This is a genomic window from Geminicoccaceae bacterium (assembly GCA_020638465.1).
Taxonomy (GTDB): Bacteria; Pseudomonadota; Alphaproteobacteria; order Geminicoccales; family Geminicoccaceae; genus JAGREO01.
This window is the reverse complement of the sequence record JACKIM010000001.1, coordinates 2,152,204-2,177,340: the sequence shown is the minus strand read 5'-3', so window position 1 is coordinate 2,177,340 and position 25,137 is coordinate 2,152,204. Positions and strand designations below refer to the sequence as shown.

Sequence of the window (25,137 nt, the reverse complement as noted above, 5' to 3'; positions counted from 1 at the left end):
GGGGATGGCGATGCGGGTTCCCGTCGAACTCGATCCCGATGTGGACGATGAAGCGCCGACCGGCGACACCATAACCGTCTATGACGAACGGCATTTCGTGACCTATCTGCGCTTACTGGATGCGAAGGCAGAAGGTGCGGACTGGATGGAAGTCGCGCGGATCGTGCTGCACCGCGATCCGGTTGCCGAGGAACTTCGGACCTATCGTTGCTGGCAAAGCCATCTCGAACGCGCGCAATGGCTTTCGCATGAGGGCTATAGGAAGATTCTGGAACAGGCGGCAGCTAACAAGGCGTGAGCATCGGCGGTTTTCAGTTTGCTTTGTGTCGCAAGTTTCGGGACTCTGAACAGGTCAGCTCATACGTTACCTCGCCGTGCTCAGTGCCAGGTATAGGGTCGGGAAAATCCAAGAAATCCGTCCGCGTGTGTTTCATGCCAATCTTCTCCATTACACGGCGCGACCCTTGGTTGACCGCCATTGTATTGGCCACAATTTTATCATACCCGGCGACCTCGAAGCCCCAACTGATGAGAGCCGACGCGCCTTCAGATGCCAGCCCCTGACCCCAAGCTTCCCGGCGTAGTCGATATCCAATTTCAGCTACCGTCTTCACTTTCGGCAACAAGCAGAACCAGCCGACGAACTCGTCATCCACATTGCGTCGCGCCGTCCAGACGTTCGGCTCGGTCCCTCTTGGCATGAGAAACGGCGCGGTCGCCGGATCGGCCCTGTCATGATCAACCGCGCCATTGTTGAGAAACCGCATCACTTCTGGGTCAAGCTCTAGCTGGATGAAGTCGATGCGATCCACCGGGGTGCAAGGACTGAGCGTCAAACGCGCCGTCTTTAGTAAAGCCATAGCAAATGTTCTCAAAAGAAATTTCGAGTTGGTCGGTGCGAAATCGTGGATTGCCCAACAATTTTAGTCAGTCGTACGTCGGCTTTGTATTATGTTAGCTTTCTAACCAATCTCTACCGAAGTTGTCGCGTAAATTCACTTCTCGGAAGGCCGATTTTCCAGCCTTTTTCGTGTCGCACGTCATTGTTGCAGTTGGCAGAAAATTTGCGACATACAACAAGATGGTGCTCGGAATGATCAACGCTTGTTGGGCCTGATTGGATAGTGGAGCAACAGGCGATAGCCGCCGAGCATCATTTTAATACCGTGAGCGACTAGGCGGCGGGCCTTGTTTTTGCGCGGGTCATTCTCGAAATCCTCCTTGCTGCCGCGAAAGCCGAGAAGGACTTCGGCGATCGTGCGATAGCTTTCGCCGTGCAACCGCGCGTCGAGCGCGCGCAGGGACAGGATATGCCATTGCCGGAGCTGGGCGGGAACGGCCCGGAAGTCGGGGCCGGGTGCGCGACCATTGAGGGATCGCCAGAAACGGCGGGCGGCGTGAGCGCGAAGCTCCAGAAAATTATCCATCGGTAGCGTGGCGGCGAAGGCACCCGAGTCCGACACCGCCTCGGGCAGCCAGAATTGATGTGAGACACCATCCACCTGCCAGATGCCGTGCCAGCCATCGGCAGCACGGCGCATGTCGAGGTCGGAGAGATGGGCCAGCGTCAATATTGGTTCGGTGTCGCCACCCTTATGCTCGACCGGCGAGAGCATCACCGCTTGAGGATGAAGGCTCGGGCTCCAGATTGGCGGCAGCCGATCATGCGGCGCGTCGGGATCGCATGGGAAATCGCAAACCCCAGCGATCCGCAAACGCTTCAAGGTCACGGCCGGATGGTTCCCCGGTCAGTGCGATAGTCTGGAACTCATGACGATAATCGTCATTCCGGCGCAAATATTCCCAAGCGAAACCGGCGGCCGGAATATGCTTCGCGTGCCTGTATGCCGCCGGCGAACGCCAGTCGATGCTTAGCATGGCGTCACCTCCCAAAGCTGGGGCGCGCAAGGCAGCCCAGCCCTTAGAGGTTCAAAGATCGCTAGAAATATAGAAGCCGCTTAAAGCAGATACCTTGAGCGGCTAACACGATCATTCGTGGTTATTGTCTGCTTAACAATATTTTGATGATTCTGCGAGACGCCCGCCCGCAAAAGTGCGGGCAAGGCGCTCCAGCGTTCACTGGCTGGAAAACACATGCACCTCGCCATGTGCGGTTTCGACTGTGAAAAACTCGCCGTTCATTTCAGCGTCACGGGCCATTGCTTTCCAATCAATGTAGTAGCATAGCGCCTCGGGGGTCGTGATGCCGCTTTCAGCGGTCAAGTCCTCCATGAAGTCGGCAAGGCTGGCGAACTGGCCGTGATAGCAGTCCTGCAAGGCGGCTTCGGCTTGGTCAATATCATCGTCGCACTGGTCCAGCAGGCCAGCGCCTAGCCCGCCATGCTCGGCGATGAAAGCGCCCATGCGCGCCACGGTGTCGATGCCGGCATATTCCTTGATGGTGACGCCCTCGAAACCGTCATAGTCGTGGATGGCATACTCCTCCGCGTGCTCGATGGGGGACCGTGCGAGCATGGCCGCAATCTCGTCCCTGATTTCGTCCGCGTCCTGATCTGCGTCGATCCAAGCTCCATGCAGATACCCTCTATTGTAGGCGGCAAGGCAGGCGACATAGATGCGGGGATTGCTGTCGGAAAGGTTGGTCATGTCTCTGATCCTCGGGTTTGGGGTTCAGAGCAGCGAAGCGCCGCTCCTGAACCCTTGCCCGGCGGCGAGCCACGGGTAGCAAGGCGCAGGAAAAGTCTCTGGCACCGTGGAATAAATGGAGGGGACCCGCTTGCGGGGAGCGGACCGTTTATGCCGCGAAAGGCCGGAGAGTTTTCTTGCGCCGCGCGAGGGCGACGCCCTTAGCAATCTTCTTCCTAACGATCAGGTGAGACGCGGCGGCAGCCGCGCCGGCCCGGAGGCGAACGCGCTTCCACATTGCGCTGTAGAGAGCCGGAGGGTCGTTAGTGATATAAAGCGCCTAATCGCATTATGAATGGCGTGGACAAGCCGGGCAAATCATGTCACCTATGTTACATAAAGCACAAAGGCCCGTCACATGACCAAAGGCGATTCCGGCCGCGTCGTTATCGAGATCGAGCCAGACCTGAAGCGGCGACTCTACAGCACGTTGGCAATGGACAGTTCGACTCTCAAGCGCTGGTTCATTCAGTGTGCGGAGAGCTACGTTAAGGACAGGGCCGCCGGGAAAACGGACGTTAAGAATCAGAAGGCGGAGCCTCGGCAATGAATTTCAAAGAGTTTCAGACCGAGCAAAAATTACGCGGCGGCTACTACACCCCCGCCGACCTTGCAACCTTCCTTGTCCGGTGGGTGCGCCACAACGACCCCACCGACATTCTAGAACCGAGTTGCGGCGACGGCGTTTTTTTCAAGCCAATAGCGGACCTGATTCCGACCGCCCATGTGACCGGCTTCGAGATCGACCCGGCCGAGGCGAAGAAGGCTAGCAAGGCCGCCCGTCAAGCGGGCTTGCGCGAGGTAGGAATCCGTAGCGACGATTTTCTAGGTTGGGCTGGCGAAGCCCTTGAGGGCAAGCGGGAGCAGTTCGACGCCGTTCTTGGCAATCCGCCCTTCATTCGCTATCAGTATTTGCCGCCGCTTTTTCAAGGTCGCGCCGAAACCATCTTTTCTGCCCTTGGTTGTAAATTCACGAAGCACACAAACGCATGGGTGCCGTTCATTCTGGCGTCCTTCGCCCTGCTGCGGCCGGGCGGACGGCTTGCAATGGTGGTCCCGGCCGAGATCATCCACGTTACACATGCGCAATCGCTGCGCTCATATCTTGGCGCGAACGCCAGCCGCCTAGTCGTCATCGACCCAGAAGAATTGTGGTTTGAAGGCACCCTTCAGGGCGCGGTCCTGCTCATGGTCGAGAAGAAGGCGCACCCGGACGAACACGCCGAAGGGCTTGGCATGTACCCCGTGAAGGGCCGGAACTTCCTGAAGCTGGACCCCGAGGACGTTTTCAGAGCGCCGCAGTCTATCAACGGGAAGACCGTCGCCGGGAAATGGACGCGGGCGCTATTGTCGCCGTCCACCCGTTCGCTGCTGGACGGCCTGATAGACAGCGGCGAGGTTCGCCGCTTCGATGACGTGGCAGAGGTTGACGTTGGAATCGTCACCGGGGCCAACAAGTTCTTTCTGGTCGAGGATGAAACAGTAGAGCAATTTGGCTTGCAGCAATGGGCGCACCCGATGTTCGGCCGCAGCGAGCATTGCCCCGGCGTCGTCTATGACGAGCGCCAGCACCGGGCAAATGCGACCAAGGGTAAGCCGACCAACTTCATATGGTTTCAGGACCGGGGCGTTGAGAAAAGCCGCACCGGCAAGCGCTACATCGAGCAGGGCGAAAAAGAGAGCCTGCATACCCGTTACAAGTGCCGCATCCGGTCCCCGTGGTATTCTGTGCCGTCAGTCTATGCGACTGAAATCGGAATGCTGAAGCGGTCCCACGATACGCCCCGGCTAATTCTCAACCGGCTACGCGCCTACACCACGGACACGGCTTACCGCGTCAGCCTCAAGGAAGGCACGGCCGAGCAATTCGTTTATGGCTTCCTCAATGCGCTGACGGCCCTTAGCGCGGAGCTTGAGGGCCGCCACTACGGCGGCGGCGTCCTCGAATTGGTGCCGTCCGAGATTGAAAAGCTGCTAGTCCCTCCGCCGCTGAAGGTTCGGCCGAAGGTTGCCGAGCTTGACAAGGCCGTGCGGACAATGCCGATGGACGCTGTTCTTGAGCAGCAGACGCGGCGCACCCTTGGCGGCCTTGGCCTGTCGGCGGCCGATCAATCGGAATTGCTGAACGGATGGAAGCGGCTGCGCGACCGGCGGCACCGCGTGTCCGCCGATGCTGAAGCTGATTAGTCGATTTCCAGCACGAACGAGTCCGGGTCCGTTTCGTCCCGGTAAAGATACATCGTGCGGTCTAGCAGATCCTCGCGGGCTACGAGGGGCCGCGCTTCGCCCCAATGCAGTTGGGTCATGCTGTTGCTTTGCTCATAGGCGGCCGTGTCCGTCCGCGTGTTGTGCGAAAGCCGCAGCGTGAACACCCCATAATCAACGTCGCGGATGATTAGGCGGAACTGCGCTTCAGCGCGTTCCATGTGTTCCTTGCCGGGCGCTGTGTCGTGGTGCCAATCCAGCCCGCTAAAGACCTCGTCCCGGAAATAATGGCGCTGGTCGATATCGTCCATTGCGCCCTTGGTGAACAGCATCGAGCCGGTGGGGTTCGTGTTCTCACCAGTCGGAATCGTCAGGTATCGCCGCGTCAGGGGGCGGCTTTCCCATACAAGGGCGAGTTGGTCCCGCACAGGCGCGGCCGGTACTGAAGCAACGACCGGGGCAGCGGCCGGTGCCGCTGGCGCAGCAGCAGGAGCCGCAGCCGCTGGCGGCATAGCTGGGCGTTTAACGGGCTGTGTTTTTAGCTTCATTTTCGGGATAGTGTCGAGATCACGATTGCCGGACGAGCCGCCCGGCGTCGGGGCTGCCACTATACTTTCATCGACCACGCGCCCGGCTTCCAGCAGTGCTGCCACTGCCGCTGCGTCCGCGATGCTGAAAACATGTTCCGGATAGTCGGCCCGCATTCCAGCGATTTTCGCCAGAATGTCGGCCACAAAATCCGCGTCGTCCTTCATGCCGAGATCAAGCGTCATGGTAACACTTGCCTCGATATTAGAGTTAAGGCCGCCAATCGTCAGGTTAGCGCTGCCCAGCACGAGCCGTGCGGTCGTGGCATTCCTAGCAAAGTAGATTTTTGGGTGAAAGATCACGTTGCGCGAGCCGGTATCAACTGCAAGCACCGTACAGCCAAACTCGAGCGCGGCGAGAAGTCCTTGTGCTGAGGTTATCCCGTTGCGGATGCCCGCAATGATAGTTGTCACGGCTGCGGCAGGTTCAAGAGCCTCGCGGATTTGCTGGAGGCCACCCCGATTCATAAACGCCGTGCTGAAGATAATCTCATCGGGCTCATCAATCGAAAGCACATACCGCACGGCGGCAAGGTGATTTTCGGGAGTAATTCCCTGAAAGAGTAACCTGCTTCCCATCTCGCCCCCACCGATTCGCTTTCTATAGACGATACCGGCGGTTGGTCGCCGAGTCATCGCGACCGGTGCCTAAAAGCGCCCCCTAACCGCTCATCAAAGGAATCGTAATCATAGGCTAGAGACCGGCGCGGCTGGCGAGCAGGGCTTATCAGGTTGCTGGTGCGTAGCCCGTTGTGGATGGCGATAATCAGAAAAGTTAACGCTGGAGCAACACCGCCGTCTCATACAGAAATTTCGTGCCCTCGGGGGAAGTAAGAAGTAACATTCGTATCTGGGGGGAGATTTAGATGGCTGACAGGGGAGCACATTACCACTGCTGCGACTTTCAGGTTCATTCGCCGCGCGATCTGCAATGGAATGGCGGGAACCATGTGACGGAAGCGGAGCGCATGGCTTACGCGGCTAGGCTGGTCGAAGCGTGTCGGGAGAAGGGCTTGAACGCGATAGCCGTCACCGATCATCACGATATGGCTTTCGTTCCGTTCGTGAAGCGCGCCGCGCTCGCCGAAACCGATGCCAACGGCGCGCTATTACCTGAGGATAAGCGCCTCTCTGTTTTCCCCGGCATCGAATTGACACTCGCCGTGCCCTGTCAGGCCATCCTCATTTTGGATGCTGATTTCGAGGAAAACCGGTTCCCAGCCGTGCTAACGGCGCTCGCCATAAATCCCGCGCCTGACGACGATGCAAAGACCGCGCAGACCGAGCGTCTAGAAAACATCCAGTCACTCAGGATCTTGAAGGAGAAACTCGACGAGCATACGTGGCTGCGCGACCGCTACATCGTTTTTCCGAATGTTACCGGCGAAGGGAAGTTTTCGCTTCTTCGCAACGGTATGATGGCCAAATACAAGGAAATGCCTTTTGTTGGCGGTTACGTCGACGGAAGTATCAATGACCTCAAGGCGGGGCCTATGAGCATCCTTGCGGGCAAGGACAAGGCTTGGGGCAACAAGCGCATCGCCTGCATACAGACTTCTGACAATCGCCGCGAAGACCATGACGATCTTGGCAAGCATGCATCTTGGATCAAATGGGCGAAGCCGACGGCGGAGGCTCTGCGGCAGGCGTGTCTCGCGCAAGAGTCACGTATTTCGCACGACGAACCTAAGCTGCCGTCCGTAATCATTTCGGGGATCAGCGTAAGCAATAGTCAGTTTCTCGGCCCCATCGACCTTGCATTCAATCCGCAATATAACGCCCTCATCGGCGGGCGGGGGACGGGAAAATCCACTATTCTCGAATATCTCCGTTGGGCGCTATGCGATCAGCCACCGGCAACGGACGACCCGGACGCGCCTAATTATCAGTCGCGCCGCAGCCGGCTCATCGAAAACACGCTCAAGCCGTTGGGCGCGACGGTCGATGTGACTTTCATTGTCAACGACGTGATCCATGTCGTTCGGCGCGATAGCAAGGACGGAAGCCTGCTCATCAAGGTAGGCCCCGACGAGATGCGAGTCTGCAACGAGGCGGAAGTGCGCGCGCTCCTGCCTGTGCAGGCGTATAGCCAGAAGCAACTGAGCGACGTGAGCGTGCGCACCGACGAGCTTGCCCGCTTCATCACCGCGCCCATACGCATGGAGCTTGCACAACTGGACCGCCGTATTTCGGAAAAAGCGGAACGTATCAGGCAGACTTATGCCAATCGCCGCCGGCAACAGGCGCTTGCGGCCGATATCGCACGCCGCACGCTGGAAGCGCGTTCGCTGCAAGAGCAAGCGGACGCCATCCGCAATTCCCTGACCGGCTTGTCGGATGAAGACCGTGCCCTTCTCAATCAGGGGAAGTCCTACGACGCCGCCGAGGAAGCCGTTGACGGCTGGCAGAACGACCTTCGGTCGGTTGCCAATAGTCTGTCCGACTTGTCTGCGGAAATTGCGGCCAGCCTTGAGCAGGCGGCTCCGCCGCCCGAGGTCCCGGACGGCGACCTCTTGAAGAATGCGCACGGCGAATACACTCAGTTGATGACGCAGGCGAGCCAAGTGATTGACACCCTGCTTGCGCAGCTGCGCAAGCCTGCCGAGGCAGGCCCCGGCACGCCGTGGGCAGATTGGCAGCAGAAATTGCAGGCTTTCAGGGAAGCATATGAGGCAGCCGTCAAGCGTTCATCCGCGCACCGTGAACGTATGGAACAATTGCAGACCATTGAAGGTCGGCTGTCCGCCTTCCAGAAAGAGACAGCACGCCTCGGCGACGAGCAAAAATCGTTAAAGACAGCAGGCGACGTCTATGCCGCCGAACGACAAGGCTGGCATGAGCTCAAAGCCGAGCGCGACAGGCTTTTCGATGTTCAATGTCAGAAACTGACCGAGAGCGCGAGCGGCGCTATCCGCGCTCACGTCAAACGCTACGCCGATGCTAACGAATTTGTGGAACGACTCCGTGAATCTCTTTCCGGCTCCAATGTGCGGCGAGAGCGCGTCGAGGCGCTTGGTGAGGCCATCATCACGGCCGAAAACCCGCAAGAACGCTGGTCGCGCATTCTCGATGATCTTGAAATGCTTGCTGCGTTCGAATCTGACCAAGAGGGCAGTGATCGCCGTCCGGAAACACCAGCATTGTCGGCAGCAGGACTCACTGCTGGTGATCTTGACCGGATTGCACGGAAGCTATCAGCAGATGACTGGCTGGCACTATCGCTTATCGATATCAAGAGCGAGCCATTCTTTGAGTACCGCGCTCGCGAAAGCGACTATATTCCGTTCAAGAACGCGTCGGCGGGGCAGCAGGCGACGGCACTCTTAAAGACATTGCTCAATCAGCCAGGGCCGCCTCTGCTCATCGACCAGCCCGAAGAAGACCTAGACAATCCAGTTATGCAGGAAATCGTCGAGCAAATTTGGAGTGCGAAGCAGAAGCGCCAAATCATCTTCGTCAGCCACAACGCCAATCTTGTCGTCAACGGCGATGCCGAACTGGTCGCATGGTGCGACTACAGAAAGGCCGGCGACCAATCCGGCGGCAAGATCGCAGGCGAAGGTGCCATCGACGTGCCCGAGGTTCGTGAGGCTATCAAACGCATTATGGAAGGCGGCGAGGCCGCCTTCAACCTCCGACGAGAAAAGTATGGCTTTTAACAAATAATGACCTGCTAGCGGACAGCTTGAAGTCAGCGGGTCAAGGGCGGAAGCGTTGTAGGGTCGCTTGCCTAGGAATTCGCTACAGGCTTTCCTAGGCTTCTAATGGCGATCAAGTGTCATTTTGTAGGGCTATAGCGTAGATGCAGTTCTCTGTTCGTCGGCTTTCATCGAGCACTTTACCGAGTCGATACCAAACTGCACCAGTTGCTGTCTCCAGCGATAGATGGGGAAATGTCGAGCTTCATCGCCAGCGCGAAAAGCTCAATGATTTCAAGATCGAACTTTTCTGACGGTAGGCTTGACGGTATCTCGATATGCAAAAAAATATTTTTGCATTATTTTCAATGCGCTAAGTCGTCTCAAAATAATGGAGTGGGAGTGATCCAGCGTCCGGCACTGGCTGGCACCTAGTGGAATGATTCCAACATTTGGAACCCGCGATTTCGAGTAGCGATGATTTCGTTTGGGTCGGCGCGCCATGTGAATGGCTTTGCCTCGGTGTCGTTGTGCTCTGTTATGAAGCGCTGGATTGCGGCTTGCAGGTCGGCGACGGAACTGAAGACCCCGTATTTCAGCCTGCGCTTTGTCAGCTTGGCGAAGAAGCCCTCGACGGCGTTCAACCATGACGCCGATGTTGGCGTAAAATGAAAGGTCCAGCGGGGGTGGCGTTCGAGCCAGCGCCTGACTTCTTGTGTCTTGTGCGACGAGACATTGTCGAGCACGACATGCACGGTCTTTCCGGTCGGGATTTCCTGTTCCAGCGTGTTCAGGAAGCGGAGGAACTCCTGGTGCCGGTGGCGCGCCATGTTCTGCCCGAACACCTCGCCGGTCAGCACATTCAGTGCGGCAAAGAGCGTGGTCGAAGGTGAGAGCGACGGGTCACCCAACACCGCCCTGATCGACGGCGTGCGCCGCTTCGTGATGGACGTGCGCGAGCTGGACATCGACCTCATCGACCGCATCAACCCCTTCGGCGAAGCCTACGCCATCCTCGCCAAGACTATGAGCGAGGACAGCTTGAAGCAGGTTGCGGCGGCCATCTCGGCCAAGCGCACGAGCCTGACGCCGGACGAGGCGAAGGAGATGGCTGTTCGCGCCGTTCAGTTCAAGAAGGAGTGCGGACGCATTCCGGCACTCGATTCCCAGGATGCCTGGGAGCGACGCATGGCCAAAGGCGCGGCCGCCTTTATGCGATTCAAGGCGGAGGGGCGGTATGAGTAACTCCGATCTTGACGAACTCGCTGCGGAGCTTGCCGAGTTCGCACCGCCCGAGGCGAAGGGCGGACGGCCAGCCAGTGAGGAGCGCGTCATCGCGGGCTTCGAGGAAATCCAACGCTTCACCGAGAAGCACGGGCGTGCGCCGCAACATGGTGAGGATCGCGACATAGTAAATATCCCCCGGCAGAGCCGGGGGCTTTGGTTGAGAGCCGCTCAAAGCGGCGGTTTGCGGCGCTGCGCGGCCGCAATCTGTTCGCCGCCTGAAGGCGGCATGTTCAGGGTAACAGCGCGAGTTGATCGAGCCGGCGATCTTCCTTCTCCTGATTGCGAATGTAGTCGCGGATGACCGTTTCGTCTCGCCCGATCGTGCTGACAAAATATCCTCTTGCCCAGAAATGTTGGCCAACGAAATTGCGTCGGCGTTCGCCATAAACACGGGCTAAGTGAATGGCGCTCTTCCCTTTGATGAGGATATGCTAACCAAATAGCTTTTTATTATGCGCCTGCATGAAGAGCAGCGCGGAGAGGTAGGCCATGCGCGGACATTTGGTGGTGCATCGTGTTTTGCGGCGGAATCGGGCGAGATGATGACGGACGTTGGCGTTGAGGCTTTCGAGCCGTTGCGTGTGCATCTTGCCGGTGAAATGTGCGCCTTTCGGCAGCACGGCCGCGTAGGCGGCGAGATCGTCGGTGAAGGTGATGCGCCCCTGGGCTTGGGGAAATGATTTGAGAAAGCTCTTCAGGTCGTCGGCGCTTCGTCCGCCCACATGAACGCCGAGGATGCATCTTGTGAGATAACACATCGATATCCACAGCCAGCATTCGTTTTTTTTGCATGAACGAAGTGCCACATCTCGTCGATCATCGCGATCTTCGGCGGCGGACCGGGCCTGCGCATCCGCTCGACCTCCTCGCCAAAAGCCCGGATCCATTTGAGAACGGCGACATTTGAAACACCCAGAACCCGCCCGATCGCGCGAAAGCCCATGCCCTCGAGATAGAGCTGCAACGCCCGACGTCTGATCTCGTCACCCATCCCGTGCCTCGTACTGCGCGTATATTTGCAGCCGCACGACTTGCACAGCCAACGCTGAACCTCACCGATAAACCCCGCCTTCGTCCGGACCTCCGAACCGCATTTCGGACAATGCATCATATTCCCCCGCTCAGCCACTCTACGCGAGATGTAGCAAAAAATCAGCCGGAAGGCTATAATGTTATCAAATCCGACCCTTCCGCACTTATTGCATAACGGCATTGCTTCGCCTAGACATGCAGGCGTCGGGGCGTAGCGCAGCCTGGTAGCGCATCTGCTTTGGGAGCAGAGGGTCGGGAGTTCAAATCTCTCCGCCCCGACCAATGGAATCAGTGAGTTATGAGCGTTTCTCTGCCGTGTTGCTCACCAGATTTTCGAGCTGGTAAGCGTATGGTGAGCAAACTGACAAAAATTCTGCTCTTTTGCCGGTCGCACCCCACCTCCTCTTTGAAGGCTTGAATGTCGGGATTCTGTTGGTGGTTGCGGGGTGATCGGCTTCAGGCCGGTGGATTGCCTATGACGCAGTGCGGGTGGATTTCATGCTCACCAAGGCGGCGTGACGAGCCATGACACTACGCTACCCCGCCCATTTCGAGCCCTGCGAGGAAGGCGGTTTCACCGTCACGTTCCGCGACGTTCCCGAAGCCATCACCCAAGGCGACGACGAGAATAAGGCGCTGGCCAATGCCGCAGACGCGCTGGTAAGCGCATTCGCGATCTATGCGGCGGATGGCAGCGATTGGCCGACTGCATCGAGTGCCCGCGAAGGCGAGCGCATGGCCACACTGGACACCGTGACCACCCTGAAACTCGAACTCGCCCGCCTCGTCGCGCAAGAGCGGATGCCTGTCGCCGAACTGGCCCGCCGCATGGGTTACGGCTCAAAGAACCCCGCCCGGCGACTGCTCAGCCTACGCCGCACGACGAAAACCGGAGAACTCGAACGAGCACTGTCGCTGTTCGGAATGGCGGTTGACGTGCAGGTGACGAGGGCGTGAACGTAGTGGGCTGCCGAGCCGCATTCGGACCTACACTTGCCCGGCAACTTGTCCTTGGCTAGGTTGCGTGCTCGCGGTTTCGCTCCCACCCGGTCATCGATATCGCGGGGGCCGGGTGCGTAGGGCGGGTCGGCAGTTACTGGCCCGCTTCACCGAAGCCGCAACCGAGCAACCCCACTCCCTCTGTCTTTCTGAAAACAACAGGGGCAGTGCGTAGGGCGGCGCAGGGTTACACCCTCCCGTTTCACCGGGGTTGCCTCTTAGCGATTCCGCTCCCGCTCGGTCATCGAAGCCGCGAGGATCGAGCGCGTAGGCCGGGCTGGCGACTACTGGCCCGCGCCACCGGAACCGCCGTCGAATGGCCCCGCTCCCACCTTTTCGCCGAAACGAGGGGAACCGGTGCATAGGGCGGTGAGGGCTCACCCCTCCCGCTCCATCGGGGCCATTCTCCCGGCTTCTCCCGGACATTGTTACAGGACTGGCGTTGCGCGGCGACGCGATACCATGTTCATCCATGGATGACAGGATGCACGCTAGTGGAATGATTCCAACATTTGGAACCCGCGATTTCGAGCAGCGATGATTTCGTTTGGGTCGGCGCGCCATGTGAATGGCTTTGCCTCGGTGTCGTTGTGCTCTGTTATGAAGCGCTGGATTGCGGCTTGCAGGTCGGCGACGGAACTGAAGGCCCCGTATTTCAGCCTGCGCTTTGTCAGCTTGGCGAAGAAGCCCTCGACGGCGTTCAACCATGACGCCGATGTTGGGTAACCGGTGCAAAAGTCCGGGCGGACTGGATTTTTGAGGCTTGATCTGCGCGCATGGAATAAGAATATGTTCTCGATTCCCAAGAGCGATGGGACGTGATTCAAGTTTGTTATGTCCAAGCCCAATGCCACCAACCTCGCCACACTCGGCCTTGATGATCTCCGCGATTTGGTTGCGGCGCTGCTGGAGCGCGTCGCTTTGCTGGAGGCGGAGAATGCAGCATTGCGGGATGAGATTGCCCGGCTCAAGGGGCTGAAAGGGCGGCCGAAGATCAAACCGTCGGGGATGGCAGCGAAGGCCGGAACATCGACGGCCACAGGCAAGCGAGGCGGCAAGGGCAAGCGGGGTGGTTCGTCGAAGGCCAGCCGGCGGGTTCCTGTGGTGAGCGAGGAGCAGAAGCTCGGGGTTGAGGCGCCGCCCGGCTCGCGGTTCAAGGGGTATGAGGATTTTGTCGTGCAGGATCTGCGGCTGGAGAGCCGGGTGATCCGCTATCGCCAGGAGCGCTGGATGACGCCGGACGGGCGAACGGTGACAGCGCCGTTGCCCCAGGGCTTGTGCGGGCATTTCGGGCCTGAACTGGTGCGGTTCATCATTCTGCAGCACGTCCAGGGCCAGGTCACGACGGAACGCTTGACGGCGATGCTGAACGAGATCGGCATCGTCATTTCCAAGTGCCAGGTCATCCGGCTGTTGAACAATGATCCAGGCGATTTGCATGACGAGGCCACGGAGCTGTTCCGCGCCGGTCTCGAGAGCGCGAAATGGATCACCGTCGATGACACCGGCGCCCGGCATGGCGCCAAAAACGGCTTCACCACCCAGATCGGCGATGACCGCTTCACCCACTTCGCGACGACGTTTTCCAAGAGCCGGGTGAATTTTCTCGAACTGCTGCGCGCCGGTCATGGCGGTTATGTCCTCAATGACGACGCCTTCAGCTACATGCGCAAACATGCGCTGGCAGGCTCCGTGATCGCCCGGCTGGAGGCGCATGACACCAGGACATTCGCCGATCGCGGCGCCTTCTCGGCCCATCTGGGCGAACTCGGTATCGATCAACTCGATGTTCACCCCGACCCGGTCAAAATCGCCACCGAGGCCGCACTGTGGGGCAGCATCCACCACCACGGTCTGCTGAACGATACCGTCATCGTCTCCGATGGCGCCGGACAGTTCCGCGTCGGCCAACATGCACTCTGTTGGGTTCATGCCGAGCGCCTGATCCACAAGCTCGTCGGCTTCAATGAAAGCCAAAGACGTGCCATCGATCTCCTCCGCCAGCTCGTCTGGTGGTTCTACGCCGATCTCAAGGCTTACAAACAAGCCCCGCAAAGGTCGCGAGCTGCCCAGCTCCGTGCCCGCTTCGACCGCATCTTCAAGCGCAAGACCGGTTTCGCCACCCTCGATCGCCTGCTCGCACGCCTGCATGCCCGCAAACCGGAACTCCTCCTGGTCCTCGACCGACCCGAAATCCCCCTGCACACCAACGGCTCGGAAAACGACATCCGCTGCCACGTCACCAAACGCAAGATCTCCGGCGGCACCTGGTCCGATGCCGGCCGTCAGGCACGCGATACCCTGCTCGGCTGCATGAAAACCTGCCAGAAACTCGACGTCTCCTTCTTCCAGCTCCTCGGCCACCGACTCGCCGTACCATACACGACAGAAATCCCACCACTCGCCCAGCTCGTCACCGCCGCCAAGGTCTGATCGCCCGGACTTTTGCACCGGTTACGATGTTGGCGTGAAATGAAAGGTCCAGCGGGGGTGGCGTTCGAGCCAGCGCCTGACTTCTTGTGTCTTGTGCGACGAGACATTGTCGAGCACGACATGCACGGTCTTTCCGGTCGGGATTTCCTGTTCCAGCGTGTTCAGGAAGCGGAGGAACTCCTGGTGCCGGTGGCGCGCCATGTTCTGCCCGAACACCTCGCCGGTCAGCACATTCAGTGCGGCAAAGAGCGTGGTCGTGGGGCCGTTGCGCTTGTAGTCATGCGTCATGGTCTCGACGAACATGGCGCCCCGCTATGGCAGGGCCCCCAGAGGCGAGCGCGTCGAAGGCATTGCCCCGCACGGACACTGGAAAACAACGACCTTCATCGCCGCCCTGCGGCATGACCGCATCACCGCCCCTTGCGTCTTCGACGGGCCCACCAACGGCGCCGCCTTCAAGGCCTGGGTCGAGCAGGCTCTCGCACCCACCCTGAACAAGGGTGACATCGTCATTCTCGACAACCTCTCCAGCCACAAGGTTGCCGGCGTCCGCGATGCCATCGAGGCACGAGGCGCGAAACTTGAATATCTCCCGCCCTACAGCCCTGATCTCAACCCCATCGAGCAGGTCTTCGCCAAGCTCAAGAACTTCCTGCGCAAAACCTCCGCGCAAACTCTCGATGCCCTCGAAGACGCCATCGCAACTGGCCTCAACCTCTTCTCTCCAGCCGAATGTGCTAACTACATCCGAAATTCGGGCTATTCCACCTGATCGGGAAGCGCTCTAATAAGAACACAGCTATGATTTTCGCGATATCCCCGTAGCAGGAGGGGGCATCGCATGCCGAACTTCGAAAGCGCAATGAGGATGGTGCGAAGTTGTCTCAATTCTTGAAAAGATTTTATTCCTATGATAGATTCGTTGCGGATCCCTTCCCCGGAGCGAATCGATGGACAGGCCACTCAAGGTATTTCTCTCCTATGCCCACGCCGACGAAACCGACGGCCAATGGAAAACGCAGGTCGCCACCATGCTCCGATCGCTCGTCCAGGACGGCATCGTCGAGTTGTTCGAGGACGGCATGTTCGAGGTCAGCGCCGACTGGGACGAGACCATCCGCGACCGGCTGACCGGTGCCGATCTCGCCATCTTCCTCGTCAGCCCCAGTTTCAATGCATCGCCCTACATCTCGCACACGGAAGTGGCACTGGCCTGCGACAAGCGCGACCGCGGCGAGTTGCGCATCCTGCCGATCATCGTCAAGGCGTGCGACTGGCAATACAAGCGTTGGGCGCGGGTCGACGCCCTGCCCAAGACCGGTGGCTCGGTACTACCGCTGGAGGAATGGGAGCGCCCGCATCAGGCACTTGGCGACATCTCGAGGAAGATCCGCGACCTGCACCGGAGCTGGTCCGTCCAGAGCAGCCGGCCGCAGACGGAGATCCCGCTCGGCGCGCCCTATCGCGGCCTGTCATCGTTCGACCGCCAGCATGCCGACGACTTCTTCGGTCGCGAACAACTCGTCGATCAACTCTGGCAGCGCCTCAGCGATCACCCGCTGGTCCTGCTGACCGGACCCTCGGGGTCGGGCAAATCATCGCTGATCCACGCTGGAATCGAGCCGCGGCTGACCGATGACGGCAATTGGTGCATCGCCCGCTTCTCGCCACGCGCGCAACCTATGCACGAATTGGCCAAGGCCCTGGTGACCCTGTTCGAGCCCATGACGCCGCGCCTCGACATCCCCGAACGGGCGCAGACCGTGTGCGAACGACTGATCGTGGCCCCTTCCCGCCTCTCGGAGCACGCCCTGGGCCATTTCGACGCGACCGGAAAGAAACTGTTCCTGATCGTCGATCAGATGGAAGAGAGCTTCAACCTTGCCCGTCAGGAAGCACCGGAACAGCACCGTGCACTGATCCGCGCCCTGAACCACATGGCCCGCACGACGGTCGACGCACCCTATCGCGTCCTCGTCGCCTTCCGCTCCGATTTCCTCACGGCCCTGATCGAGGACGATCCCGAGTTCGTCGATGCGATCCAGTCGGCGGAACTGAAGGTGCGGCGCATGACGCCCACCGAACTGACCCAGGCGATCACCGGGCCCGCGGCCCGGCGCGGGGTCGAAATCGACATCGCGGTGACCGCGCAGATCATCGCCGAGATCGAAGCCAATCCCGATGCGCTGCCACTCGTCGAAGTGGCGCTGGAGGAGCTCTGGCAGCATCGTCGCCATGACCGGATCGGTTCTGGCGACCTTGAGGCCATCGGCGGCGTTGCCGGAGCGCTCGCGGCCCAGGCCGACCGGGCGATGCAGCAATGCGGCATCGACGAGAGGGATGGCCGCGAGCTGTTCCTGAGGCTCGTCCATCTCCGGAGCGAGAGTGCCGGGGTCCGGCACGCAACCCGCCACCCGCGCCACCGCAGCGAACTGGGGGAAAGTCTCTGGCAGACGGCCGAGCGCCTGCGAGCTTCCCGCCTGATCGCCATAGACGGTACCAATCCGCAGGATCCGTCGGTCGACATTACCCACGAATCGCTGTTTCGCCGCTGGCCACGGCTGCGGAGCTGGATCGAGGACCACCAGGATGACCTGATCCTCATCCAGGCCATCGAGGCACGCCGACGCGACTGGATCGAGCATGACCGCCACGACGATTATGCATGGCCGGCTTCGGATACCGAGCGCGCCCTCGAACTGCACGGGCGGGGCATGCTCAATCGCGACCAGAGCCTGTTCATCGAGGCCAGTACCCGCCAGCACAGCGCGCATGCCGCCGATGTCGCCTCGACCTCCTACTGGCTGTCGCTGGAACTGAACTGGCGGGGACGGCAACCCGATCCGCACGAACTGGTCACCCTGAGGGCCATTGCCGGCGCACCGGCGGTCCAGCGCGCAGCCATGCTCAGGGCCGCACTCACCAATGTCGACCGTTCGCGCAAGTTCCAGCACGAGCCGGCGATCCTGCTGCGTGTGCTGGGCGGGCTCGACATCGATGGAGCACGAGACCTGCTGGATCGGCTCGATGAGTGCGCGACCTCGCTCTCCGAGGTGCGCTGCCTGGCGAAATCCCGTCTCGTTCTGGCAAGCTGGTCCGCTCCCTTCGATGGGCGAATGGTCCAGCCGGCCCTTCATCAGCTCCGTTCCATCGTGGGGCAGTCCAATGCACCGCAGAATCTCGCGGCCTGCGCCGTGGCGATCGAAGGGCTGGCCAACCACATACCGAACCCGGAGCTGGACGATCTGGCGGTGCGCGTTGTCGAACATTCGGTTTCGTTGCTGAATGGAGCCGGCTCGAAGCCGCTCGCCAATTCGCTTGGCGCGGTCATCGGCCGCCTCGCCCGATTCATCGACACACCCACCGCCGACCGGGTCGCGCGCCGGGTATTCGACGATTTCAGCCGATCCCTGCCGTCGCCGCCGATGCCGAACTCGGTCCAGGCCATCGTCAGGCTGGCCAGCCGCATGTCGCCAGGCGCCATCGACGGTATAGCCGACGCGCTGATCGCCGCCATTCCGCGCGAAGACGCACCGGCCCGCCTTCGCTCAAGGGTGCAGATCCTTCGCGGTTTGGCGCCCTGCATGAGCCCGGTCGCCGCGGGTGAAGGCCTGGCACAGCTGGAACGCCATGCCCGCCGGCCACAGGAAATCGCCTCGCGCCGGGCGACTGCGGCGGCGCTGGACCTTCTGGCCGGACTGGTTACCGGCGCAGATGTTCGCGAAACCGCCCGGATGATGCTGCAGCAGGTGGCCCCCGCACTCTCGGTGACGCGCGAGCCCGTGGAGCTGCTTTCGCTGGCCCGCACGGTACGCTCTTTGAGCGGTCATGCGGTCGACGACAGTCCGCGGGAATTCGCCGGCACCATTGCCCTGCGTGCGATCGACCTCGCCGAAAGGATCGAACTGGCGCCCCTGCAGAGCGCCTGCGCGAATGCCGTCATGGCCGTGGCCTTCCTGATCGACGCCGAAGCTGGCCGCGTCATCGCCGGCCGGGCGGCGCGGGTCTGCGAGCGGATCACTTCCGCGAGTTCGATCCTGACATGGTGCCGGGTCATCGGCCAGTTTCTTGCCCAGGCGGAATGTAACGAAGCCGAAATCCGGGAATGGACGGAAATGATCGGCGATGTCGTCGAGCGGAGCGACGATGCCGCCAAGCTGGCCGCTCTGACCTTCGTCGTTGACGGCTTGTCCGCCGGGACGAGCCGCCACGGCATCGAACCGCTGCCGCGCCTCCTGCTCGGCAAGCTCGTCATCCGGGGCATCCTCGCGGCAGACACGGAAACCCTGCGGTCGGCGGCCGGCGGCGTTATAGCCCTTAAAGGGCATCTGCCTCGCCAGATCTTTCTACAGATCTGCATCATCCTGTTGCGCCAGCCCCTGTGCGGTGACGAAGCCACGACCGTCATGTTTCTTGACGCAATCGAGGACTGTCTCGGCATCGAGAATGACGACAATGAAACGTATTACCATCGCTTCTGGAAGACCATGACACGCCTCGGTCAGGAACCGGGACTGGCGGGAATACTCCGTCCGGCGGGTGCCGGCGAAGGACCGTCACAGGCCATGGCGCCCGACGCCGACACGCAATGCGCCCTCGTCACCGAACTCATCGACAGCTTCGACAAGGATGGCGCATGACAAGGACCTTGCATTTGTCGACATAACGATATAAAGAATTCTGCATATCCTGAAGTCATGTGACAGATGCAGCGTCATGCCCGATACGCCATTCAGCCTCGACCAGCTTCTCGCCGGCCTTCGTGCCGCGGGAGAGGAATCGCGGCTTCGGCTGCTGGCCATCTGCGCCCAGGGCGAATGGACGGTCAGCGAGCTCTGTCAGGTCATGGGCCAGTCCCAGCCGCGCATTTCCCGTCACCTGAAGCTGCTGGCGGAGGCGGGGCTGCTGGAGCGCTTTCGCGAGGGAAGCTGGGTGTTCTATCGCCGGGCGCAGTCGGGTGCCGGCGGCCGGGTTGCGCGCAGCCTGTGCCGTCTTCTCCCCGAGGGCGACGAACTGCTGGTGCAGGACCGGCAAAGGCTGGCCGCCATCCGCGCCACCCGCCGCGAGGAGGCCGCGCGCTATTTCAGTTCGCGTGCCGAAAGCTGGGATCATGACGCCGACCTGACCATCGACGTCGCACGCGTCGAGGCTGCCCTGGGACGCATCTTTTCCGAACGGCGCTGCGACCGCCTGCTCGACGTCGGCACCGGCACCGGCCGCGTGCTGCAGATCCTCGCGGGGCAGATCACTACCGGCCTGGGGATCGATTCCAGCCACGACATGCTGCGGGTGGCCCGGGCCAATCTGGACCGCCTGGAAGCCCGCAACTGCCAGGTCCGCCATGGCGACATGTACGCCCTGCCCGTGCGGGATCGGAGCGTCAATGGCGTGACACTGCATCAGGTCCTGCACTTCGCCGACGATCCGTTCGCAGCCCTGAGCGAGGCCGCACGTGTCCTGCAACCCGATGGCCGCCTCGTGGTGATCGACCTCGCCCGCCATGATGCCGAGTGGCTGCGCAGCGAAAAGGCGCACCGCCGGCTGGGCTTCAGCGATGACGAGATGGCGGCATGGTTCGATGAGCTCGGCATCGAGATGGCCCCACCAATCGTTATCGACGGGTCGAAATTCACCACTTGCGTCTGGATCGGACGGCTGCCGGATGATGCCGGCCGTGGCAGCCGGGACCGCCACGAGACCAATGTTTTGCGTATTCTCGAGGAGAACGCCGCATGACCACCCCTTCGCCTGAACGCTCCGAGCAGGAATGGTCGCTCGACCGGACGCTGCCCGACACCCGCATTTCGGTGGAACTGTTCCCGCCGCGCACATCGAGCGCCGATATCGACCTGGAAGACGAGTTGCATCAGCTCGGGGCCATCGATCCGAGCTTCTACACCGTGACCTGCGGTGCGGGTGGTACGGACAACGACCGCACCTTCGACGTGGTCCAGCGGGTCCGCAAGGCGACCAGCCTGCCGGTCGCCGCCCACATGACCTGCGTCGGACGCAAGGCGGCGGAAATCGACAAGCAGGCCGACATCTACTGGGAAGCGGGAATCGACCGGATCGTCGCCCTGCGTGGCGACAAGCCCAAGGATGCACAATACTACAAACCCACGCCCGGCGGTTACGCCTTCGCCGGCGATCTGGTGGCGGGCCTGATGAAACGCCACCGATTCGACATCTCGGTGGCCTGCTATCCCGAGGTTCATCCGGAAGCCGCCAGCAGCGAGGCCGACCTCGACAACCTCGCCCGCAAGGTCGACGCCGGTGCCGCACGGGTTATCGGCCAGTATTGCTACGATCTCGATGCGATCCTGCGCTTTCGCGATGCCATGGCCGGACGCGGTATCGCGGCGCCGTTCGTACCGGGCGTGATGCCTATCCACAATTTTCGCCAGGTGAGCAACTTCTCGAAGCGTTGCGGAGCTTCCATCCCCGCATGGCTGGAGAAATTGTTCGACGGGGTCGAGCCGGACACATCCCTGCACCAGATGGTCGCCGCCAGTGTGGCCGCCGAACAGTGCCGGCGCCTCGTGGCCGAAGGGTTCGATCACCTGCACATCTATGCGCTCAACAGGGCCGGGCTGACGGTCGCCACGGCTCGCCTGCTCGGCCGCAGCGAGACCCGTCCCATGGCCGCCTGATCCGCGCGCGGACGGGACGGACGGCGGCGATCGACAAACCCCGGTGCCGCGACCGGGGACCATGTTCACTACGACGAAAGACGAGGAAACCATGTCGGAATTTCTCGATGCCGCCAGGCATCATGTCCTCTTGTGTGACGGCGGCATGGGAACCCAGATTCAGAATCGGGACCTGGACCTCCACGAGGATTTTCTCGGCCAGGAGAATTGCTCGGAGATATTGAACATCTCCCGCCCGGATATCGTTCGCGAAATTCATCAAGGCTATCTCGAAGCCGGAGCCGATGTCGTCCAGACCAACAGTTTCGGCGGTTCGCCCATCACCCTTGGCGAATTCGAACTGAGCGAACGGGCACACGAGATCAATCTTGCCGCCGCCCGCCTTGCCCGCGAGGCTGCCGGACGCCTTGCCAACGGCCGCCCGCGCTTCGTGGTCGGCTCCATCGGTCCCGGCACGAAACTGCCCACGCTCGGCCACATCGCCTATCGCGAGATCGAGCAGGCGATCGCCGTGCAGGCCGCCGGTCTCGTCGAGGGAGGTGTCGATGCCCTGCTGATCGAGACCTGTCAGGACCCCCTGCAGGTGAAGGCGGCAGTCAACGGCGCGCGCATCGCGATGGCAGGCGGGAACGAGGTGCCCATTCTCGTTCAGGTGACCATCGAGACAACGGGGACGATGCTGGTTGGCACCGATATCGGGGCGGCACTGACCATCATCGGCGCGCTTGGCGTGGATGGCATCGGTCTCAATTGTGCGACCGGCCCCAAGGAGATGGCCGAACACCTGAGGCAGCTTTCCCATGGATGGAACGGATTCCTCTCGGTCCAGCCCAATGCCGGATTGCCCGAACTGCGCTGCGGTCACACCCATTACCCGTTGGGCCCGGACGAACTCGCGATCTGGCTTCGCCGTTTCGTCGAAGAGGACGGGGTGAACATGGTGGGCGGCTGCTGTGGCACCGGCACCGACCATATCGCCGCCCTGGACACGATGCTGCGCGACCTCGCCGATGACGGTTTCAGGCCGACTCCGCGTTCGCGCGAGGTGATGCGTGAACCGCAACTCGCCTCGCTGTTCTCGGCGGTCGACCTCCGTCAGGAGAACGCCTGGCTCGCCATCGGTGAACGATGCAACGCCAACGGCTCGAAGAAGTTCCGCCAGTTGCAGGAGGCCGGGGACTGGGATGGCTGTGTCGCCATGGGCAAGGAACAGGTACGCGAAGGCGCACACGCGCTCGACCTGTGCACGGCCTTTGTCGGCCGCGACGAAAAGGCCGAACTGATCGCCGTCACCGAGCGCATGCGCGGCCTCGTCGACGCACCCATCGTGTTCGATTCCACCGAGATCGAGGTGCTCGAAGCCGGCCTTGAGCTCTATGGTGGCAAGGGCGTCATCAATTCGATCAATTTCGAGGACGGGCTGGATGCTCCCACCGCGCGCATGAAGCTGGCGCGCAAGCATGGCGCGGCCGTGATCGCGCTCACCATCGAAGAAGCCGGCATGGCCAAGACGGCCGAGGACAAGGTGCGCATCGCCCGGCGGCTGGTGGATTTCGCCTGCGGGGAGCATGGCCTGCCACCGAGCGACCTGCTCATCGACCCGCTGACCTTCACCATCTGCACCGGCAACGAGGACGATCGCAAGCTTGGCCTGTGGACGCTGGATGCCATCGAGGCGATCTCGAAGGAATTTCCCGATATCCAGATCATCCTGGGTTTATCGAATATCTCCTTTGGCTTGAATGCTGCTGCCCGGCATGTTCTCAATTCGGTGATGCTCGACCATGCGACGCGGCGGGGCATGACCGGCGCCATTGTCCACTCATCGAAAATTCTGCCACTACATGCCATTCCCCAGGATGAGGTTCAGGCCGCCGAAGACCTCATCTTCGACAACTGGCGCGACGGCAGGAACCCGCTGCAGGCCTTCATGGCCCTGTTTGCCGACCGCAAGGCGGCCGCGTCCACGGCCAGGGTCCGCAGCGACAAGGTCGAGGAACGGCTCGCCCAGCGCATCGTCGATGGCGACAAGGACGGACTCGAAGCCGATCTCGACGAAGCCATGCAGACGATCCCGCCGCTGACGATCATCAACGAGCATCTGCTTTCCGGCATGAAGACCGTCGGCGAGCTGTTCGGAGCCGGGAAGATGCAGCTGCCCTTCGTGCTCCAGTCGGCGGAGACCATGAAGAAGGCCGTGGCCCACCTCGAACCCCACATGGAAAAGGTGGAAGGCTCGACCAAGGGCACGATCGTGCTGGCCACGGTCAAGGGCGACGTCCACGATATCGGCAAGAACCTCGTCGACATCATCCTCACCAACAACGGCTATCGCTGCATCAACCTCGGCATCAAGCAGCCACTGTCGAACATCATCGAGGCGGCAAGGGAACACGGCGCCGATGCCATCGGCATGTCCGGCCTGCTGGTCAAATCCACAGTGGTCATGCGTGAGAACCTTGAGGAAATGACGCGAGAACGACTGGACATTCCGGTCGTTCTCGGCGGAGCCGCACTTACCCGCGGCTATGTCGAGGACGATTGCGCGAAAGCGTACGGGACAGGCAAGGTCGCCTATGCCCGCGATGCCTTCGACGGCCTGCACCTGATGGACCTTGTGGCGCGCGGCAAGCTCGACGAGCATCTGGCATCGCGCAAGCCCGCATCGCGGCGCAAGCAGCGCACGCTCGAACATCTCGACCCGCAGAGCCTGATGCGCCCCGTGGATGTCGAGGGGACGCGCCTGCGCCGCAACGAACTCCAGGTCGGCATCAGGTCGCCCGAACCGCCGTTCCTCGGTGCACGGGTCATCGAGCATGTCGAGGTGAAGGCCCTGCTGCCCTATCTCAACGACAACATGCTCTACCAGTTCCACTGGGGCTACAAGAAGAACGGCAAGCGCCTCGAAGACTTCCTCGGCTGGGCAAAGAAGGAATTGCGCCCGATCCTCACCGATCTCGTTCGCGAGGCCGAAGAGGAAGACATCTTCGAGCCCCAGGCCGCCTACGGTTATTTCCGGGCGGCGGGACGCGGCAACGAGCTGATCCTGTTCGAAGAGGACGGAGACACCGAACTCTGCCGTTTCATGCTGCCCCGGCAGAACAAGGAAGGCGGGCTCTGCATTGCGGACTTCGTGCGCGACATCGACGACAGCGAGCGCGACATCATCGGCCTGCAGGTCGTCACCGTCGGCCAGCGGGCCTCGGAAGTCGCCCGCCAGTGGTTCGCCGCCGACCGCTACCAGGACTATGTGCGCCTGCATGGCCTCGGTGTGGAACTGGCCGAGGCGATGGCGGAATATGTCCATGCGCGCATCCGCGCCGAACTGGGTTTCGCCGGCGACGATGCGCGCGACATGGGCCAGTTGCTCAAGCAGGGCTACCGGGGATCGCGGTACAGTTTCGGCTATCCCGCCTGCCCGACCCTGGCCGACCAGATTCCGCTGCTCGACCTGCTCGGCGCCAACCGTGTCGGAGTGGAGATTTCCGACGGATGGCAACTTCATCCGGAACAGAGCACAAGTGCCATTGTCCTGCACCACCCGCAGGCCCGTTACTTCAACGTCTGAGCGAACCGCCTGCCTGCGCGCTCCGCCTTGCCAGCGGTCGCATGAACGCGCATGAGAAGACGGCAACCGGGGACGAACAGGACATGGCGAGG

At 61.1% G+C, this 25,137-nt stretch carries 16 protein-coding genes, 1 tRNA gene and 6 pseudogenes; 13 read left to right on the top strand and 10 right to left on the bottom strand.

Annotation, left to right across the window (positions count from 1 at the left end; translation table 11 throughout):
* The first annotated feature begins 10 nt into the window (after positions 1 to 10).
* On the top strand, positions 11 to 298 hold the full coding sequence (locus H6851_10410) for a DUF2285 domain-containing protein (protein ID MCB9944013.1): 288 nt from the start codon (positions 11 to 13) through the stop codon (positions 296 to 298).
* A 13-nt stretch (positions 299 to 311) separates the two neighbouring features.
* Here H6851_10410 and H6851_10405 read toward each other — a convergent pair whose 3' ends face one another.
* The 3 genes from H6851_10405 to H6851_10395 all read right to left on the bottom strand — a co-directional run bounded on the left by H6851_10405 (position 312) and on the right by H6851_10395 (position 2,607).
* Positions 312 to 860, bottom strand: a complete 549-nt coding sequence (locus tag H6851_10405) for a GNAT family N-acetyltransferase (protein ID MCB9944012.1) — start codon at positions 858 to 860, stop codon at positions 312 to 314.
* A gap of 237 nt (positions 861 to 1,097) precedes the next feature.
* Positions 1,098 to 1,616: a DUF2285 domain-containing protein gene (locus H6851_10400; GenBank protein MCB9944011.1), complete on the bottom strand. Its 519-nt coding sequence runs from the start codon at positions 1,614 to 1,616 to the stop codon at positions 1,098 to 1,100.
* Positions 1,617 to 2,076: 460 nt separating this feature from the next.
* Entirely contained in the window at positions 2,077 to 2,607 is a 531-nt protein-coding gene (locus H6851_10395) for an antirestriction protein ArdA (GenBank protein ID MCB9944010.1), read from the bottom strand.
* Positions 2,608 to 3,192: 585 nt separating this feature from the next.
* On the opposite strand from H6851_10395, the gene H6851_10390 reads away from it, so the two are divergent.
* Positions 3,193 to 4,833, top strand: a complete 1,641-nt coding sequence (locus H6851_10390) for an N-6 DNA methylase (protein ID MCB9944009.1) — start codon at positions 3,193 to 3,195, stop codon at positions 4,831 to 4,833.
* Here the strand turns inward: H6851_10390 and H6851_10385 are convergent.
* Positions 4,830 to 5,183 carry a hypothetical protein gene (locus H6851_10385; GenBank protein ID MCB9944008.1) on the bottom strand — a complete coding sequence of 118 codons (354 nt, stop codon included), beginning with the start codon at positions 5,181 to 5,183 and terminating at the stop codon, positions 4,830 to 4,832. The two genes, H6851_10390 and H6851_10385, sit on opposite strands and share 4 nt — an antisense overlap.
* A 1,121-nt stretch (positions 5,184 to 6,304) precedes the next feature.
* On the opposite strand from H6851_10385, the gene H6851_10380 reads away from it, so the two are divergent.
* Entirely contained in the window at positions 6,305 to 9,097 is a 2,793-nt protein-coding gene (locus H6851_10380) for an AAA family ATPase (protein ID MCB9944007.1), read from the top strand.
* Between the two features lie 410 nt (positions 9,098 to 9,507).
* Here the strand turns inward: H6851_10380 and H6851_10375 are convergent.
* Positions 9,508 to 9,963: pseudogene (locus H6851_10375) on the bottom strand (IS630 family transposase).
* Here H6851_10375 and H6851_10370 point away from each other — a divergent pair.
* Together H6851_10370 and H6851_10365 are read left to right on the top strand one after the other, a co-directional pair.
* A pseudogene (locus tag H6851_10370) lies at positions 9,962 to 10,321 on the top strand (DEAD/DEAH box helicase). The pseudogenes H6851_10375 and H6851_10370 sit on opposite strands and share 2 nt — an antisense overlap.
* A pseudogene (locus tag H6851_10365) lies at positions 10,314 to 10,487 on the top strand (GIY-YIG nuclease family protein). The pseudogenes H6851_10370 and H6851_10365 overlap by 8 nt, the downstream one beginning before the upstream one ends.
* 106 nt (positions 10,488 to 10,593) lie before the next feature.
* Here H6851_10365 and H6851_10360 read toward each other — a convergent pair.
* The 3 genes and pseudogenes from H6851_10360 to H6851_10350 all read right to left on the bottom strand — a co-directional run bounded on the left by H6851_10360 (position 10,594) and on the right by H6851_10350 (position 11,354).
* Positions 10,594 to 10,785: pseudogene (locus H6851_10360) on the bottom strand (transposase).
* A 9-nt stretch (positions 10,786 to 10,794) separates the two neighbouring features.
* Positions 10,795 to 11,121 (bottom strand): IS1 family transposase, encoded by a 327-nt coding sequence (locus tag H6851_10355; protein MCB9944006.1) that lies wholly within the window; start codon positions 11,119 to 11,121, stop codon positions 10,795 to 10,797.
* Entirely contained in the window at positions 11,058 to 11,354 is a 297-nt protein-coding gene (locus tag H6851_10350; GenBank protein ID MCB9944005.1) for an IS1 family transposase, read from the bottom strand. The genes H6851_10355 and H6851_10350 overlap by 64 nt, the downstream gene beginning before the upstream one ends.
* Positions 11,355 to 11,600: 246 nt before the next feature.
* Here H6851_10350 and H6851_10345 point away from each other — a divergent pair.
* Positions 11,601 to 11,677, top strand: a tRNA-Pro gene (locus H6851_10345).
* 243 nt (positions 11,678 to 11,920) lie between these two features.
* On the top strand, positions 11,921 to 12,352 hold the full coding sequence (locus tag H6851_10340; protein ID MCB9944004.1) for a type II toxin-antitoxin system HicB family antitoxin: 432 nt from the start codon (positions 11,921 to 11,923) through the stop codon (positions 12,350 to 12,352).
* Between the two features lie 533 nt (positions 12,353 to 12,885).
* Here the strand turns inward: H6851_10340 and H6851_10335 are convergent.
* Positions 12,886 to 13,116, bottom strand: a pseudogene (locus H6851_10335) (IS630 family transposase).
* Positions 13,117 to 13,228: 112 nt separating this feature from the next.
* On the opposite strand from H6851_10335, the gene H6851_10330 reads away from it, so the two are divergent.
* Complete coding sequence (locus H6851_10330; protein ID MCB9944003.1) at positions 13,229 to 14,827, top strand: transposase; 1,599 nt, start codon at positions 13,229 to 13,231, stop codon at positions 14,825 to 14,827.
* A gap of 24 nt (positions 14,828 to 14,851) precedes the next feature.
* Here the strand turns inward: H6851_10330 and H6851_10325 are convergent.
* Positions 14,852 to 15,118: pseudogene (locus H6851_10325) on the bottom strand (transposase).
* Between the two features lie 10 nt (positions 15,119 to 15,128).
* On the opposite strand from H6851_10325, the gene H6851_10320 reads away from it, so the two are divergent.
* From H6851_10320 to metH, 5 genes are all read left to right on the top strand, one after another.
* Positions 15,129 to 15,599, top strand: coding sequence for an IS630 family transposase (locus tag H6851_10320; protein MCB9944002.1), 471 nt, complete (start codon positions 15,129 to 15,131; stop codon positions 15,597 to 15,599).
* 178 nt (positions 15,600 to 15,777) lie between these two features.
* Positions 15,778 to 19,467, top strand: a complete 3,690-nt coding sequence (locus tag H6851_10315) for a toll/interleukin-1 receptor domain-containing protein (GenBank protein MCB9944001.1) — start codon at positions 15,778 to 15,780, stop codon at positions 19,465 to 19,467.
* Between the two features lie 76 nt (positions 19,468 to 19,543).
* On the top strand, positions 19,544 to 20,563 hold the full coding sequence (locus H6851_10310) for a metalloregulator ArsR/SmtB family transcription factor (protein ID MCB9944000.1): 1,020 nt from the start codon (positions 19,544 to 19,546) through the stop codon (positions 20,561 to 20,563).
* Entirely contained in the window at positions 20,560 to 21,477 is a 918-nt protein-coding gene (locus H6851_10305; GenBank protein ID MCB9943999.1) for a methylenetetrahydrofolate reductase, read from the top strand. The genes H6851_10310 and H6851_10305 overlap by 4 nt, the downstream gene beginning before the upstream one ends.
* Before the next feature lie 91 nt (positions 21,478 to 21,568).
* Complete coding sequence (metH, locus tag H6851_10300) at positions 21,569 to 25,045, top strand: methionine synthase (protein ID MCB9943998.1); 3,477 nt, start codon at positions 21,569 to 21,571, stop codon at positions 25,043 to 25,045.
* Positions 25,046 to 25,137 lie beyond the last annotated feature (92 nt).

Excerpts from the sequence above, each read along its gene's own strand:
- H6851_10410 (MCB9944013.1), top strand. The coding sequence starts at position 11 with ATGCGGGTTCCCGTCGAACTCGATCCCGATGTGGACGATGAAGCGCCG.
- H6851_10405 (MCB9944012.1), bottom strand. The coding sequence starts at position 860 with ATGGCTTTACTAAAGACGGCGCGTTTGACGCTCAGTCCTTGCACCCCG.
- H6851_10400 (MCB9944011.1), bottom strand. The coding sequence starts at position 1,616 with ATGCTCTCGCCGGTCGAGCATAAGGGTGGCGACACCGAACCAATATTG.
- H6851_10395 (MCB9944010.1), bottom strand. The coding sequence starts at position 2,607 with ATGACCAACCTTTCCGACAGCAATCCCCGCATCTATGTCGCCTGCCTT.
- H6851_10390 (MCB9944009.1), top strand. The coding sequence starts at position 3,193 with ATGAATTTCAAAGAGTTTCAGACCGAGCAAAAATTACGCGGCGGCTAC.
- H6851_10385 (MCB9944008.1), bottom strand. The coding sequence starts at position 5,183 with ATGCTGTTCACCAAGGGCGCAATGGACGATATCGACCAGCGCCATTAT.
- H6851_10380 (MCB9944007.1), top strand. The coding sequence starts at position 6,305 with ATGGCTGACAGGGGAGCACATTACCACTGCTGCGACTTTCAGGTTCAT.
- H6851_10355 (MCB9944006.1), bottom strand. The coding sequence starts at position 11,121 with ATGTGTTATCTCACAAGATGCATCCTCGGCGTTCATGTGGGCGGACGA.
- H6851_10350 (MCB9944005.1), bottom strand. The coding sequence starts at position 11,354 with ATGGGTGACGAGATCAGACGTCGGGCGTTGCAGCTCTATCTCGAGGGC.
- H6851_10340 (MCB9944004.1), top strand. The coding sequence starts at position 11,921 with ATGACACTACGCTACCCCGCCCATTTCGAGCCCTGCGAGGAAGGCGGT.
- H6851_10330 (MCB9944003.1), top strand. The coding sequence starts at position 13,229 with ATGTCCAAGCCCAATGCCACCAACCTCGCCACACTCGGCCTTGATGAT.
- H6851_10320 (MCB9944002.1), top strand. The coding sequence starts at position 15,129 with ATGGCGCCCCGCTATGGCAGGGCCCCCAGAGGCGAGCGCGTCGAAGGC.
- H6851_10315 (MCB9944001.1), top strand. The coding sequence starts at position 15,778 with ATGGACAGGCCACTCAAGGTATTTCTCTCCTATGCCCACGCCGACGAA.
- H6851_10310 (MCB9944000.1), top strand. The coding sequence starts at position 19,544 with ATGCCCGATACGCCATTCAGCCTCGACCAGCTTCTCGCCGGCCTTCGT.
- H6851_10305 (MCB9943999.1), top strand. The coding sequence starts at position 20,560 with ATGACCACCCCTTCGCCTGAACGCTCCGAGCAGGAATGGTCGCTCGAC.
- metH (MCB9943998.1), top strand. The coding sequence starts at position 21,569 with ATGTCGGAATTTCTCGATGCCGCCAGGCATCATGTCCTCTTGTGTGAC.